Source organism: Methylobacterium sp. CB376, from assembly GCF_029714205.1.
Classification (GTDB): Bacteria; Pseudomonadota; Alphaproteobacteria; order Rhizobiales; family Beijerinckiaceae; genus Methylobacterium.
Genome location: NZ_CP121648.1, coordinates 7,466,767 through 7,483,037 on the forward strand (window position 1 = coordinate 7,466,767; position 16,271 = coordinate 7,483,037).

5 protein-coding genes are annotated in these 16,271 nt (G+C 72.4%); all 5 read right to left on the reverse strand.

Annotation, left to right across the window (positions count from 1 at the left end):
* Positions 1-150: 150 nt before the first annotated feature.
* Positions 151-2,463, reverse strand: coding sequence for a 1,4-alpha-glucan branching protein GlgB (gene glgB / locus QA634_RS34370; protein ID WP_012336425.1), 2,313 nt, complete (start codon positions 2,461-2,463; stop codon positions 151-153).
* Positions 2,460-5,726: a maltose alpha-D-glucosyltransferase gene (gene treS / locus QA634_RS34375; RefSeq protein WP_012336426.1), complete on the reverse strand. Its 3,267-nt coding sequence runs from the start codon at positions 5,724-5,726 to the stop codon at positions 2,460-2,462. The genes glgB and treS overlap by 4 nt, the downstream gene beginning before the upstream one ends.
* A gap of 164 nt (positions 5,727-5,890) precedes the next feature.
* The gene (locus tag QA634_RS34380) at positions 5,891-9,259 is read right to left on the reverse strand and encodes a maltotransferase domain-containing protein (RefSeq protein ID WP_012336427.1); all 3,369 of its coding nucleotides are present in this window, start codon (positions 9,257-9,259) and stop codon (positions 5,891-5,893) included.
* A 232-nt stretch (positions 9,260-9,491) separates the two neighbouring features.
* Complete coding sequence (locus tag QA634_RS34385) at positions 9,492-14,435, reverse strand: malto-oligosyltrehalose synthase (protein WP_012336428.1); 4,944 nt, start codon at positions 14,433-14,435, stop codon at positions 9,492-9,494.
* Entirely contained in the window at positions 14,435-16,252 is a 1,818-nt protein-coding gene (gene treZ / locus QA634_RS34390) for a malto-oligosyltrehalose trehalohydrolase (protein WP_012336429.1), read from the reverse strand. Before treZ ends, QA634_RS34385 begins: the two co-directional genes overlap by 1 nt.
* Positions 16,253-16,271: the final 19 nt, after the last annotated feature.

A 16,271-nucleotide genomic window follows, 5' to 3' on the forward strand; every position in this document is an offset into this window, starting at 1 on the left:
CGACGCGCCCGCGAGAGCCCCCGCGGGGATCATCCGAAATCCGACGGATTGCGTCGCCATCTCCCATTTCGGCCATGCGGATGTCGGCTCCGCTCACGCGCCGCGCGGGCTCGTCAGACGCTGTCCGGACGATCACGTCCGGACAGCGTCTCAGCCCTCGCGCACCAGGATCACGGTCCCCAGCGGCGGCAGCGACAGGGTCAGCGAGCAGGATTGCCCGTGCGAGGGGTCGCAGGACGCCTCCAGGCCCCCGTAATTGCCGACGTTGCTGCCGCCGTAGGCGGCCGCGTCGGTGTTGATCGCCTCCCGGTAATAGCCCGGGGCCGGCACGCCGATGCGGTAGCCGTGGCGGGGGATCGGGGTGAAGTTCGACACCACGATCGCGACCTGCCCCGCCTCGCGGCCCTTGCGGGCCCAGGCGATCACGCTGTTGTCGGCATCGTCCGCCACCAGCCACTCGAAGCCGGCCGCCTCCGTGTCGCGGGCGTGGAGGGCCGGCACCGCCGCGTAGAGGTGGTTGAGGTCGCGCACGAGGTCCTTGACGCCGCGATGGAACGCGTCGTCGAGCAGGTGCCAGTCCAGGCTCTGGTTGTGGTTCCACTCCCGCTCCTGGCCGAACTCGCCGCCCATGAACAGCAGCTTCTTGCCGGGATGGCCCCACATGAAGCCGAAATAGGCGCGCAGGTTGGCGAATCTCTGCCAGCGGTCGCCCGGCATCTTGCCGATGAGCGAGCCCTTGCCGTGCACCACCTCGTCGTGGGACAGCGGCAGGATGAAGTTCTCCGAGAAGGCGTAGAGCAGCCCGAAGGTCAGGTCGTTGTGGTGGTAGCGGCGGTGCACCGGGTCCTTCGAGATGAAGCGCAGGGTGTCGTGCATCCACCCCATGTTCCACTTGAAGCCGAAGCCGAGCCCGCCGGTATAGGTCGGGTGCGAGACGCCGGGCCAGGAGGTCGATTCCTCCGCCACCGTCATGGTGCCGGGGGCGTGCGCGTAGGTCGCCTCGTTGGTCCGGCGCAGGAAGTTGATCGCGTCGAGATTCTCGTTGCCCCCGTACTGGTTGGGGATCCACTCGCCGGCCCGCCGCGAATAGTCGAGGTAGAGCATGGAGGCGACCGCGTCCACGCGAAGCCCGTCGAGGTGGTACTCCTCCAGCCAGAAGCGGGCATTGGCCGCCAGGAAGGCCGAGACCTCGGTGCGCCCGAAATTGTAGATGTAGGTGCCCCAATCCTGGTGGAAGCCCTGGCGGGGATCGGCGTGCTCGTACAGGTGGGTGCCGTCGAAGAGCCCGAGCCCGTGCGCGTCGAGGGGGAAGTGGCCCGGCACCCAGTCGAGGAGGATGCCGAGGCCCGCCTCGTGGGCGGCGTTGACGAACTCGCAGAAATCCTCGGGCGAGCCGAAGCGGCTGGTCGGCGCGAAGAGCGAGACCGGCTGGTAGCCCCAGGAGCCGTCGAACGGGTGCTCGGTGATGGGCAGGAGCTCGATATGGGTGAAGCCCATCTCCTTGACGTAGGGGATCAGCCGCGCCGCGAGTTCCCGGTAGGTGAGGTAGCGGTTCCCCTCCTCCGGCACCCGCGCCCAGGAGCCGAGATGCACCTCGTAGATGCTGATCGGGCTGTGGCGGTGGTCGGCCTTGCCGCGGCTGCCCATCCAGGCCCCGTCGCGCCAGCGCGGCTGCGGCCGCCCGTTGAGGCGCGAGGCGGTCTCGGGCGGCTGCTGGGCCGCGAAGGCGACCGGGTCCGCCTTGAGCGGCAGGACCGCGCCGTCCGGGCCGCGGATCTCGAACTTGTAGTTCGTGCCCTTGGGCAGGTCGGGGATGAAGAGTTCCCAGACGCCGCCGTCGTGCCACAGGCGCATCGGGTGGCGGCGCCCGTCCCAGTCGTTGAAGTCGCCGACCACGCTGACGCGCCGGGCATTGGGCGCCCAGACCGCGAAGCGGAAGCCCGGCACGCCGCCGATCGTGTCCGCCTGCCCGCCGAGCACCCGCTGCACCGCGTCGTTGCCGACGTCGCGCAGGAGCCCGATCTCGGCCTGGTTCAGCGTGGTGCCGAACTCGTAGGGGTCGCGCCGCAGCCGCTCGGTGTTGTCCCAGGCCTCGACCGCGATGCGGTAATCCGGGCGGCCCTCATGCGCGAAGGCGCCGACGAAGAAGCCGGCCGGGTGGCGGCGCTCCATCTCGATCCGGGCCTCGCCGAGGATCAGAGCCGCGGCGCGCGCCTCGGGCAGCACGGCCCGCACCTCCCACCGGCCGGGCGAGACCTCGTGCGGACCCAGGACCGCGAACGGATCGCCGTGGCCGGCCGCCATGATCGCCTCGACGGCGTCCGGGTGGAGCCCGGCGTGGCGGGCCGGCACGGCGGGGCGGGGCGCCTGGCCCGGCGCGTCCGGGGCGGCCGCGAAGGCGGCCGCAGGAATCGTCCGGGAGGGCGGGGCCGGCGGGCGGGCGCGGGTCGCGTCAACCGTCATTCGGGCACCTTTCTCATCTGGTCCAGCAGGGAGAGCACGCCGCGGGCCGGAATCTCGATCCAGTCCGGGCGGTTGTTGGCCTCGTAGTCGATCTCGTAGAGCGCCTTGTTCAGCAGGCAGAGGCGCAGCAGGCGCTCGTGAGTGACGTCGTCCGCGACGGCGGCCCGGCTGCCGCGCACGGTGTGCCCGTAGGCCTCCAGGAAGGCGCCCTCGATCAGGCCGCGCCAGGCCGCGACCGCCGCGACCGTGCGGTCCTCGGCCTCGGCGAAGCGGGAGACGATCTCCCGGGTCACCGTCTCGCCGCCATACGCGAAGGAGCGCAGCACGCCGGCGACGTCGCGCAGCGGCGTCGCCTTGGCCCGCCGCTCCTCGACCGGCCGGGACGGCTCGCCCTCGAAGTCGACGATGATGAGGTCGTCCTGGGAGGCGAGCACCTGGCCGAGATGGTAATCGCCGTGGATGCGGGTCTTGTGGGCCCCGACCGGATCGAGGCGCCCGAGCCGGGTGATCAGCGCCTCGATCTCCTCGCGGGCGGCGAGGATCGCCGCGGCCGCCTCGCGGGCGCTCGCGGAGGCCGTGGCGGGGATGCCCGCGACGCCGCGCATCGCCTTCTCGCCCTGGCGGCGGGTATCGGCGACGAGGGCGGCGAGGTCCTCCGCCGTGAAGGGCTCGGCCGCGAAGGCCGGGTCGTCGGTCTCCATCGCGAAGGCGCGGTGCATCTCGGCGGTGCGCTGGCCGAGCAGGCTCGCCCAGCGCAGGTGGGTGCCGAAGACCTCCTCGGGCGCCTGCGCCTCGCTCTCGGGCACGAGCACGATCGCGTCGAGGTCGCGGCGCAGGTACTCGCGCATCAGCGCCCACGCGTCGCCCTGGTTGCGCACGAAGGCCTGCAGCAGGGCGAGCGCCGTGCGGGTGCCGTCCCGGCCGACATGCTCGACCGTGCCGAGGAGCGCCGGCGTGTTGCGGAACCCCGTCACCTCGGTGAGGAAGCGGCCGACCTCGACCTCGGGATGGGTCCCGGTCTGGAGGCGGCGCAGGAGCTTCAGCATCAGCCGCGAGCCGAAGGCGATCGAGGTGTTGCTCTGCTCGGCCGAGAGCCGGCGGATGTCGGCCGGGTCGAGGTCGAGATCCGGGTCGAAGAGCGAGGTGGCGCGGAATTCGAGCCGCCCCTCCTCGGAGGGCAGGTCGCGGCCCTCCCGCATCCCGTCGACGACCGCGAGGGCGAAGTCCGGCGAGGAGGCCGCCCCGTACAGGAGGCCCATCCGCGGCCCGCGCCGCACCCGCGCGACGGCGTGGTCGAGGAGCGCCTCGTCCTCCCGGCCCTCGTCCACCGCGAGCGGCGTGAAGTATTCCTGGCGCTCGCCGCTCGAGAGCGACACGGACAGGCGCGGCAGCAGGTAGCCGCTCCGGCCCGAGCGGGCGGGCAGGACGGCGCTGTCGACGACCTGCACCTGCCGGATGCGCGAGCCCTTGGCCCCGAACCAGCGCCGCGAGCCGATGAAGCGCGGCGCCACCGTGCGCTCGAAGGCCTGCCGCTCGCGGCCCTGGATCAGGGTCTCGACGCCCCCGGTGAGCACGAGGGTGAAGAGTTCGGGCGCCTCCTGGCGCGGCGCCGCCTCGGCGTGGCCCTGCGCCAGCTTGAACCAGTAGAAGCCGTAGGCCGGCAGCGTCAGCAGGTAGGGCAGGTCGCCGATCGGCGGGAAGGAGGTGCCGCCCGTGAGCTCCACCGGCACCGCCGTGCGCAGCTCCGAGAGGTCGAGCTGCACCGCCTGCGGCGCCCGCGAAAGGTTGGCGACGCAGAGCACCTTCTCGTCGTCGAACTCACGCAGCCAGGCCAGCACCTTGCGGTTGTCCGGGTAGAGGAAGCGCAGCGTGCCGCGGCCGAGCGAGCGGTGGTTGTTGCGGATGGCGATCATCCGCCGCGTCCAGTTGAGCAGGCTGGTCTGGGCGCGGCTATGGGCCTCGACGTTGACGGCGTCGAAGCCGTAGATCGGGTCCTGGATGGTGGGCAGGAACAGGCGCGCCGGGTCGGCGCGGGAGAAGCCGCCGTTCCGGTCGGGCGACCATTGCATCGGGGTGCGCACCCCGTCGCGGTCGCCCAGGTAGATGTTGTCGCCCATCCCGATCTCGTCGCCGTAATAGAGCACCGGGGTCCCGGGCATCGACAGCAGCAGGAACTTCATCAACTCGATCTTGCGCCGATCGTTCTCCAGCAGGGGCGCGAGGCGGCGGCGGATGCCGAGGTTGATGCGGGCGCGGCGGTCGGCGGCGTAGAAGCTCCAGAGGTAGTCCCGCTCCTTGTCGGTGACCATCTCGAGCGTCAGCTCGTCGTGGTTGCGCAGGAAGATCGCCCATTGGCAGCCCTCCGGGATCTCCGGCGTCTGCCGCATGATATCGGTGATCGGGTGCCGGTCCTCCTGCGCGATCGCCATGTACATCCGCGGCATCAGGGGAAAGTGGAACGCCATGTGGCACTCGTCCCCGTCGCCGAAGTACTGCGCGGTCTCCTCGGGCCACTGGTTGGCCTCGGCGAGCAGCATGCGGTCCGGGTAGCCGGCGTCGAGGGCGGCGCGGATCTTCTTGATGACGTCGTGCGTCTCGGAGAGGTTCTCGCAGTTCGTGTCCTCGCGCTCGATCAGGTAGGGGATCGCGTCGAGGCGCAGGCCGTCCACCCCCATGTCGAGCCAGTAGCGCATCACCTCGATCACCGCCTCCAGCACGCGCGGATTGTCGAAGTTCAGATCCGGCTGGTGCGAGTAGAAGCGGTGCCAGTAATAGGCCTTGGCGACCGGGTCCCAGGTCCAGTTCGAGGCCTCGGTGTCGAGGAAGATGATGCGCGTGTCGCGGTACTTCTCGTCCGTGTCGGACCAGACGTAGAAGTCGCGCCACTTGGAGCCCTTGGGGGCGCTGCGGGCGCGCTGGAACCAGGGGTGCTGGTCCGAGGTGTGGTTGATGACGAGCTCGGTGATGACGCGCAGGCCGCGCTCGTGCGCCTCGCGGACGAAGCGCCGGAAATCGCGCATCGTGCCGTAGGACGGGTTGATGCCCTTGTAGTCGGCGATGTCGTAGCCGTCGTCCCGCAGCGGCGAGGGGTAGAACGGCATCACCCAGATCGCCGTCACCCCGAGGTCGCGGATGTAGTCGAGCTTGGCGGTCAGGCCGTCGAAGTCGCCGATGCCGTCGTTGTTGGCGTCGAAGAAGGATTTGACGTGGACCTGGTAGATGATGGCGTCACGGTACCATTGCGGATCGCTGCGATCGATCATCGCGTCAGAGCCTCGTTCGACCGGGTTCCGTGCGCCGCGCGGGGACGGTCTCGTCCCGCATGAGCGCCTCTCGCCGGGAGGGAGTTCGGGAAACGACGGGTGCGGGTCGGCTCAGGGCGGGGGCCGCCGCGAGCCGCGAGCGGGTCGTGCTGCCACGCGCGGCCTCAGACCGCAACCCGGCGCAGCCGCCAGATCACGACCGAGCGCTCGGCCGGGTCGAGGGCGATGCGGTGGGTCCTGCCGCGCAGCTGGAACTTGTAGCCGAGCAGCAGGTCCTCGACCTCGACGGCGCCGTCGTCCGGCAGGCCGAATTCCCAGAGCGGCACGTCGTAGCTGCATTCCTGCCGGTTCCTCGGGTCGAGATTGACCATGACGAACACCGCGTTGTCCCGCTCCGGCGTCGCCCGCAGGTAGGCGAGGATCTGGTCGTTCCAGGCCGGCGTGAACACCACGTTCCGGAAGTCCCAGAGCGCCGGATTCTCCCGGCGGATGCGGTTGAGCTTGATGATGTGGTCGCGGATGTGGCCGGGCCGGTCGTAGTCCCAGGCCTTGATCTCGTACTTCTCGGAATCGAGGTATTCCTCCTTGCCGGGGATCGGGGTGCCCTCGCAGAGCTCGAAGCCGTTGTAGATCCCGTAGACGCTCGACAGGGTGGCGGCGAGCGTGCCGCGCACGATGAAGCCCGGCCGCCCGCTCGTCTGCAGGTAGAACGGGTTGATGTCCGGCGTGTTGGCGAAGAAGTTCGGGCGGTAGTACTCGCCCATCTCGCCGGCGAGTTCCTCGGAGTAGCTGGTCAGCTCCTGCTTCGTGTTGCGCCATGTGAAGTAGGTGTAGCTCTGCTGGAAGCCCGCCTTGGCCAGCTTCTTCATCATCTTCGGCCGGGTGAAGGCCTCGGCGAGGAAGAGCACGTCGGGGTAGCGGTCGTTGATGTCGCGGATCATCCAGTCCCAGAACGGGATCGGCTTGGTGTGCGGGTTGTCGACCCGGAAGATGCGCACCCCCAGCTCGACCCAGACGAGCACGGTGTCGCGCAGCGTCAGCCAGAGCGAGGGCAGGCTGCCCTCCCGGTAGAAGTCGACGTTGACGATGTCCTCGTACTTCTTGGGCGGGTTCTCCGCGTACTTGATGCTGCCGTCCGGGCGCCAGTCGAACCATTCCGGGTGCTGCGCGATCCAGGGATGGTCGGGCGAGCACTGGATGGCGAAGTCGAGGGCGACCTCCATGCCGTGGGCGTGGCTCGCCGCGACGAGGCGGCGGAAATCGTCGAGCGTGCCGAGCTGCGGGTGGACCGCGTCGTGGCCGCCCTCCTCGGCGCCCACCGCGTAGACCGAGCCGACGTCGCCCTCGCGGGCCCTCAGCGAGTTGTTCTTGCCCTTGCGGTTCTTGCGGCCGATCGGGTGGATCGGCGTGAAGTAGAGCACGTCGAAGCCGAGTTCGCGGATCGCGGGGAGCCGGGCGATCACGTCGTCGAAGGTGCCGTGGCGGTTCGGGTCGCCCGATTGCGAGCGGGGGAAGATCTCGTACCAGGCGGAGAAGCGGGCCGCGAGCCGGTCGGCGAACACTTCCAGCACCACCGGGTAGCGCGAGAGGTTCACCTTCTCGGAATTGCGGTGGATCAGGCGCTGGTGGTCCAGGATGCGGCGGCGCTGCGCGTCGGAGCCCGGCGCGTCGGCGTCGAGGGCGGCGACGAGGCCCCGCAGCGCGTCGGCGTCGCTGCCGTCCGCGAGCTCCGCCGCGCGCCGGACCAGGGCAACGCCCTCGATGGTCTCGAGATGCACGTCGACGCCCGCGAGGCGCTTCTTCTCCAGGCCGCGCAACCAGGACGAGAAGTCGTCGCGCCACGCCTCCACCGTGTACTCGTAGCGGGCATTGCGCAGGAGCGGGAAGGAGCCGCCCCAGCGGTCGTTGTCGATGAACACCATCGGGTCGCGGCGCCACTCGCGCTCGCCGGCCAGCCGCGACAGCACCGCCGCGTTGATGACCTCGTGCCCGTCCGTGAAGATGTCGGCCTCGACCCGCAGGCGCTCGCCCACGACCCGCTTGACCGCGCAGCGGCCCCCGTCGATCTCCGGCGACACCGCCTCGATGACGACGCGCCCCTCCCCGCCCGGCTCGGATTTGCGCCGCTTCGGCGGCACCTGGGCGGCGATGCGCCGGGCCGCCAGGATGTGGACGGCGCCGGGGGGCAGGTCGACCGAGACGTCCGGCCGGAAGGGGAGCGGCGCCGCCTCGGGCGTGAGGTCCTCGAAGGGCCCGAGCTCGCCCCCCGTGCGGGCGATGAGCGGGCCGGGATCGACCGCGACGGCGGCCTCGCCCGGGTTGAACAGCACGATCACCGCGTGGTTCGCCGAGCCCGGATGGCCGGTATCGAGGCGCAGCAGCGCCACGTAGGACGCGTCCGGCGCCGAGAGCCGCCACTGCGCGCCCTCGACGTTGGCGGCCGGCAACTCGGCCCGCAGGCGGTTGACGGCGCCGATGAAGCCCGAGATGTCGATGCCGCTGTCCGGCTCGCGGGAGGCCGGGCTCGTCTCGACCACGTGGAGCGGCTGCCGGTAGCCCCACTCGTAGCCGATCGGCATCAGCACCCCGGCCGAGAAGAAGGCCGCCAGCGCGTAGCGGGTCTTGAGCCGCCGCGCCACCGCCTCCGGCCCCCCCGCCACCCCGGCGGCGAGCCGGGCCATGTCGTGATTCTCCGGGAAGGCGATCGAGGGCGCGAGGATGCGCAGGCGGTCGTACTGCTCCAGCGCCCAGGGCGCCTTCAGGTCCCACCACGCGAAGCTGTTGAACAGGTAGTCGAAGCCGGCGCCCGCGGTGGCGCGGGCCTCCTCGAAGGTGCAGCCGAGCGTCTCGGCCGCGAAGAGCACCGCGTGGTCGCGGCCCTTCGCGGCGCCGATCAGCGCGCGCCAGACCTCCGGGGGCACCTTGTAGGCGGCGTCGCAGCGGAAGCCCCGCACGCCGAGCCCCTGCAGCCGGGCGACGTAGCGGTCCCAGAACCCGGTCAGCGCGGCGCGCGGGCCCTCCGCGTGGTAGTCGAACTCGGCGAGGTCGCCCCAGACCGTCACCTTGCTCGGGTCGTCCGGGTCGACCGCGGCCGGGCTCACCGGGGTGCCGGTCGCGTCGCGCAGGAAGAGGTCGGGCCGCTCGCGCACGAGGCGCCCGTCATTGGCCGCGTGGTTGACGACGAGGTCGGTCATCACCCGCAGGCCGGATTCGGCCGCCGCGGCCACGAAGCGGCGGATCTGCTCGTCGTCCGGCGCGCCGTCCGGGTCGCGGAAGCGGTCGTCGAGCCGGTCGGGATCGGCCACCGCGTAGAGCGAGCCCGAGCCGCCGGTCTGGTGGAACGGGTTGAGGTAGACCCAGTCGAACCCCATCGCGGCGATGCGCGGCAGCTCCGCGGTCCAGTCCCGCACCCGCCCGACGAGGAGCGGGAACAGGTTGTAGATGCGGGGGCCCGTGGCGGGCGGCGCGAGGGTGGCGGGCAGCGGCGTCACGGCGCGCTCGGCGGGCGTGGTGCTGGTGCGGGGTGCGTTCATCGGACCGATCCTGCCTGCAACCTCTCTGGAGCCTCGCATCGTGTGCCGCACGGCCGCGACGCCGCCGTGACCTTGGCCGGGGCGGGATTCGGCGCGGTTCCGCCCTCCCCCGGCCGGGGCAGGGTCCTGGAATCCTGGAATCCCCCGGGATTCTCGAATCCCCTGGGATCCTGGAATCCCCGCCCCGCTCCCGTCCGGGAGGGGGCGCCCGCGTCCGAACCCCGGCCGCGGCTCAACTCGATGCCGTTACCCGCCGCAGGACCGCGACGGGAAGCCTCCGGAAGAGGCGGTCGAGCGGAAGACGCCCGCCCTCCTCCCTCAGTTCCTCTCCGGTGACGAGATCGCGCCAGCGGCTGCCCTCCGGAACCGGGAGCGCGCTGCCGGCGAAGGCCCCGGCCAGGCGCGGCAGGTCGCCCGCCGCCTCGTCCTGCAGCAGGCTCTCCACGTGGCGCGGCAGCGCCACCAGGAGCTCGCCCCCGCCCGCCGCCTCGCCGCGCAGGAAGGCGAAGGCCTGCCCGGCGCGCGGCCCCTCCGCGGCGAGCGGCCGGTAATCGGCCTGCGCGTAGAAGCCCGGCGCCGCGGCGCGGTCGGCGAGGAGGCGCGCCAGCACCGCCTGCTTGATCCGCCCGTCCGGCCAGTGCGCCAGCATCTCCTCGACCGAGCCGCCCTCGGCGAGCGCCCGCGCCCGGGCCGCGTAGTCGACCGGGCGGCGGTTGTCGGGATCGACGAAGGAGAAGTCCCAGAACTCCGTGCCCTGGTAGGTGTCGGGCAGGCCCGGCAGGGTGCATTTCAGCGCCGTGCGGGCGAGCCCGGTCACCATGCCGATGCGGGCGAGCCGGGCCGCGAACGGCCGCAACGCCGTGAGGAAGGCGGAATCCGGGGCGATCAGCGCGTCGAGGAGCCGCGCCACCGCGCCCTCGTAGGCCTCGTCGACGTTGACCCAGCTCGACCAGCGCTTGCTCTCGCGCAGGGCCTTCTCCGCGTAGGTCCCGAGCCGCCCGCGGAACGCCGCCACCGCGCCCGCGTCGGAGACGTCCTCCAGGAGTTCGAGGGGCCACGCCCCCAGGATGGCCTGGAGGAGCATCCACTGGTCGTTGGCGTCCGGCGCCGGCTCGCCCTCGACCTCGCCGAGATGCGGCCCGGCGATCTCCCGCCAGCGCGCCCACTCGGCCCGCCACGCCTCGGGCATCGCCGAGAGGGCGAGCAGCCGGGCGCGGGCATCCTCGCCGCGCTTGGTGTCGTGGGTCGCCGTGGCGATCTGGGCGTTCGGCCAATCGCGGGCGCGGGCGGCCTGGAGGGCGTGGAAATGCTCCGCCGCAAGCCCGTACTCGCCGGGATCCCCGCCCACCTCGTTGAGCGCGAGGAGTTCGACGTAGCGGTAGAACAGCGTGTCCTCCAGGCTCTTGGCCATGACCGGGCCGGTCAGCTGCTGGAAGCGGCGGCGCACGCGGCGCACGATTTCGGGCGAGGGCCGGCCCGGGCCGTCGGTGTCGATGCGCCCCAGCAGCACGCCCTGGGCGAAGTCGTGCACCGAGCGGTCCGGCAGCCGCGAGTGCCGCTTGGCCCGGCGCACCGCCCCCTCGATCAGCCGCACGTCCTCCGGCTCCAGGTCGCCCTCGTCGAGGTCCTGGGGCATGTAGCTGCGATAGACCGGGAACCGCGCCACGATCTCGGTCAGGGCCTGGCGCAGGGCGTTGACCGAGAAGTCGCGGGTGCGCCGGTCGGCGTCGGCCACGCGCTTGAGGTCGGAGGTCAGCACCTCGAGCTCGCTCGCGAAGCTCGTCTCCAGGATCTCGGCCTTCACCTGGCGCAGGAGCAGGCCGTAGGACTCGTCGGTGCCGGTCGCCTCCGCGTAGAGGGCGCGCACCGCCTCCTGCTTCGCGCGGTCGACGAAGAGCCCGTCGATCTGGTTGAGCACGTCGTAGCCGGTAGTACCCGCGACCGGCCATGGCCGCAGGCGCTCGCCGGGCTCCAGGATCTTCTCCACCACGATGTAGAAACCCGGCCCCACGGCGGCCTGGAGGGCGCGCACGTAGCCGGCCGGGTCGGCGAGGCCGTCGATGTGGTCGATGCGCAGGCCGTCGATCCGCCCCTCGCGGATGTGGCGGAACAGCATGGCGTGGGCGCCCTCGAACACCGCCGGGCGCTCGACCCGCAGGCCCGCGAGCGAGTTCACGTCGAAGAAGCGGCGGTAGTTGATGTCGCTCGCCGCGACCCGCCAATGGGCGAGCCGGTAGGATTGCGCCTCCAGGATGCGGTGGAGCGCCCCGAAACTGTCGGGGTGGCCCTTGAAGCCGTTCACCAGGGTCACGGCCCGGTCGATGGCGTGGCGCAGCTCCGGGGCGTGCGCCACCGCCTCGGCGAGGCGCTGCTTGAGGCCGTCGGCCTCGGCCGGGAAGCCCGCGAGGCGCGCCTCCTCGGTCTCCTCGCTCATCCGCCGCAGGCGCTCGGAGATCGACAGCACGGTCGCGGCGGCCTCGTCCCCGGCCTCCGGCAGGGCCGCGAGCGCCCGGTCGAGGATGATCGGGTAGCTGAGCGGGGAGATCGGGAATTTGTGCTCGTAGTGCCAGACCGAGAAGCCGCCCTCGGCCGGGTCGAAGGTGAGCGTGAGGTCGCCCTTCTCCAGCGCCTCGCCGTAGCGGGTGCCGAGGAAGGGCACGACGAGCTTGTTGTGGGCGCCGAGGCGCTCCCAATCGATGTCGAAGGCCTGCGCGGCGGGCGAGAGCGGCCCCCATTCGAGGACCGAGAGCCACCAGGGATTGTCGGCGCCGCCGACCCCCATGTGGTTGGGCACGATGTCGAGCAGGAGCTTCAGGCCGTGCGCCTTCAGGGCGTCGCTGAAGCGGATGAAGGCCTCCTCGCCGCCGAGTTCCGGGTTGATCTCGCGGTGGTCGACGATGTCATAGCCGTGGGTCGAGCCGGGCCGGGCCTTGTGGATCGGCGAGGCGTAGACGTGGCTGATCCCGATCCCGGCGAGGTAGGGCACGATCCCGACCGCGTCGTCGAAGGTGAAGTCCTTGTGGAATTGCAGCCGGTAGGTCGCCCGCGGGGGCTCCGAGGCGAGGCGCGCGGCGCCCGAGCGCGGCCCGCGATCCTCCGAGGCCAGGGAGGCGGCGAGCTTGGCGAGCGGCCCACCCGGGGCCGCAATCGCGTCGAGGTCGCGGTCGAGCTTGCGGCGCCAGTTCGGGTAGCCGTCGGTGATGCCCGGCATGTTGGCCTGGCTCACCTCGCCGAGCACGTCCTCGTACTGCACGGCGGTCAGCACCGAGGGCGCGCGGGCGAGGTAGCGGGCGGCGGCGTCGAAGGGCGGCTGGTCGGGCGGCTCGGCGCCGGGCTGCAGGTTCTCGCCGTGCAGCGCCTCGGAGAGGCGGCGGCGCTCGGTCACCCGCTCGGCCCGCTCGCCCTCCGCCCGCTCGGCGTCGTAGAGCCCGAGCGACTGGCGCAGGTCCGTGTCGACGCCCCGCCACCAGCCCACGAAGGTCGGCAGGTCGTGGGTGGTGATCGCGCAGAGCGCGTCGCGCGGATAGGCGCCCGGGCTCTTGAAGGAGCCGCCCTCCCCGCGCTCGAAGGCCAGGATGCGGTAGCTCAGGATCCCGGCCTGCATCAGCGCGTCGGAGAAGCCCTCCGGCGCGGTGCCGAGATCCTCCGCGATGACGAGGCACTTCGCCCGGTGGCTCTCCAGCCGCAGCACCGCCAGCATCGGCCCGAACGGCATGGCCACGTAGGCGCCGTTCCTCGCCCCGCGGCCGAGCGGGATCAGGTAGAGCCGGGCGAGCTGGAAGGCGTGGTCGATCCGGATCGCCCCGGCATGGCGCATGTTGGCCTGGACGAGGGCCCGGAAGGCCGCGAGGCCGTCGCGCTCCAGCGCCAGGGGGTCGAAGGGCGGCAGGCCCCAATCCTGGCCGCTCGGGGCGAGGAGGTCGGGCGGGGCGCCGATCGACAGGCCGGCGGCGAAGCGCTCGGGATGCGACCACACTTCCGAGCCGCCCCGGTCGGCGCCGACCGCGAGGTCGCGGTAGAGGCCGAGCCGCATGCCGGACGCCTGCGCGGCCGCGGCGGCCTCGGCGAGCTGCCGGTCGGCGAGGAATTGCAGCCAGGCGTAGAAGGCGATGCGCTCCGGGTTCTCCCGCACGAAGGCGCGCACCTCCGGGGTGCCGTTGCGCCGGTAGGGCTCCGGCCACTCGCCGAGCCAGTGGGCGCCCTGGCGGCGGAAATGCTCGGAGAGCGCGTCGAAGCTGGCGTGGGCCTCCAGGCTCTCGCCGCCCGCGGCGCGGAAGGCGAGGAAGTCGGTGTCCCGCCCGGCCCGGGCGCGGGACTCCTGCCAGAGCGCGTCGAGGACCGGCCCCAGCACCTCCCAGACGCCCGCGTGGTCGACGAGGGCCGCGTCGCGCAGGCGCGCGATCTCCGGGCGCCTCTCCTCCAGGAGCGCGGCGGCCCGGCTGCCGGCAAAGCCCGGCACGGCGGCCGGGTCGATATAGAGCGTCTCCAGGAAGAGCCGCGAGGAGGGCGAGTAGGGCGAGACCTTGTGGCGGTCGCTCGGGAACAGGGCGTGGACGGGGCTCAGGCCCAGGAAGGCGGCGCCGCGCGCGCCCGCGTCGCTCGCCGCCCGGGCGGCGTCCGCGTAGGTGCCGATGCCGAGATTGCCCGCCGAGCGCATGCCGTAGAGCTGCACGGCGAGGCCCCAGTCCCGGGCGCCCTCCTCGCCGAGCGCCCGCGGCCGCCAGCAGCGATGCGGCGCGGCGATCACGGTCGCCTCGGCACGCTGCTCGCCGAGGCCGACGGAGAGCCGGTGGTAGCCCGGCGTCAGGGGCGGCAGGTCGAAGCCCGAATCCGCGTCGCCCGCCGCCACGAGGGCGCGGCCGTCGCGGGCGCTCCCGCGCTCGTCGACGAGGCGCCAGGTGAGGCTGCCGCCGCCGCGCGCCCGCACCGGCACCCGGGAGGCCCGGCGCGCCTCGACGGGCAGGAGCGGCGGCACGAGGCCGCGGCGCAGGGCCTCGACCCGTGCGAGGCTCGCGCGCGCCTCCTCCTCGGTCCCGCAGGGCAGGCCCATGGCGGCGAGCACGCCGCAGCGCACCTCCAGCGGCGTCTCGACCCGCTGGCCGAAGGCGTCCGTGTAGCTGGCGGCGACGCCCGCGAGATCGGCGAGCCGCGCGACCACATCCTCGGACACCGCCATCACGCCACCCCTCTCGCGAAGAACCCGGTCCAGGCCGGCAGGACGATCTCGCCGCCCTCGCGGCAGGTTGCAGCGGGCGAGACCCAGATCAAGCGCCCCTCCGGCGTCGGCAGGGCGAACTCCGCACCGAAATTGGCGACGAAGCGCAGCGTGCCGCCCGCGAAGCGCCAGGTGACGTCGACGACGTCCGGCCGCGGCAGCCGCGCCGTGCCGCCTTGCCAGCCCGACCGCGTCAGCGGCACGACCTCCCGCGCGCGCGTCGCCAGCAGCGCCCTGGTGTCGGCCAGCACCTCGCGGTGGGGCGAGCGCTCCCGCTCCGCCCAGTCGATCGTCGAGCGCCGGAAGGTCGCCTCCGCGGTCGGGTCGGGGATCGCCTTGGCCTTCTCCTCGTCGGCGAACGCGGCGAAGTGGCGGAATTCCCGCCGCCGCCCCTCGCGCACCGCCTTGTTCAGCGCCTCGTCGGGCGCGAAATCGACGAAGAACTGGAAGGGCGCGGAGGCCGACCATTCCTCGCCCATCCAGAGCATCGGGATCTGCGGGGCGAGCAGCAGGCCGGCGCGGGCCAGCGCCAGCCGGTCGGGATCGGCGAGGTGGCTCAGGCGCTCGCCCATCGCGCGGTTGCCGACCTGGTCGTGGTTCTGCAGGAAGGTGACGAAGGCCGAGGGCGGCAGGTGACCCGAGGGCTCGCCGCGCGGGTGGTTGTCGAGGGTGCGGAAGGGCTCGCCCTGATAGGCGAAGCCCTCGGCGAGGCTGCGGGCGAGGTGCGCGACCGGCCGGTCGGCGAAGCTGCCGTAATAGCCGGCCGCCTCGCCGGTGAGCAGCACGTGCCAGCCGTGATGGAGGTCGTCCGCCCATTGCGCGGTGTGCAGGGTTGGCCTGCCCCCCTCCCCGCGCTCCAGCCAGCGGGCCTGGTTGGCCTCGTTCTCCAGGATCAGGTGAACCTCGCGGTCGCCCGCGGCCGCGCGGATGCGGGAGGCGAGTTCCGCCAGGAAATGGGTGTGGGAATCGTCGAGGATCGCGTGGACGGCGTCGAAGCGCAGGCCGTCCGCGTGGAATTCCTCGATCCAGTACAGGGCGTTGTGCAGGAAGAAGTCCCGCACCACGCGCCCGCTCTCGCCCCCGTCGAAGTTGATGCCGGCGCCCCAGGGCGTCTGGTGGCGCTCGGTGAAGAAGGTCTTGGCATAGGCGTGGAGATAGTTTCCGGCCGGGCCGAAATGATTGTAGACGACATCGAGGAAGATCATCAGCCCGAGCCCGTGGGCCCGGTCGATCAGGCGCTTGAGGTCGTCGGGGGTGCCGTAGGCGGAATCGGGCGCGAAGGGCAGCACGCCGTCGTAGCCCCAGTTGCGCGAGCCCTTGAAATCGGCGAGCGGCAGGAGCTCGACCGCGGTGACGCCGAGGTCGCGCAGATCCTCGAGCTTGGCCGCCAGCGCCGCGTAGGTGCCCTCCGGGGTCGCGGTGCCGACATGGGCCTCGTAGACCACCGCCTCCTCCCAGGGCCGCCCGCGCCAGCCCTCGTCCGTCCAGGCGAAGGCGCCCGGATCGACGACCTGGCTCAGGCCCGCGACGTCCTCGGGCTGGAAGCGCGAGGCGGGGTCCGGGACGACGAGGTCGCCGTCGATGCGAAAGCCGTAGCGGGCGCCGGCCCTGGCCTCGGGCCGGGTCAGGCGCCGCCAGCCCGCGCCGACCTCCGGCATCGGGTGCTCGGCGCCGTCGAGGACGAGGGCGACCTCGCGCGCGGTCGGCGCCCAGAGCGCGAAGCGCACGCCCTCCGGCTCGACCTGTGCGCCGAAAGGCATGCTGTGCGCGCGCCGCATCGAATTCACCCTTCTCGTG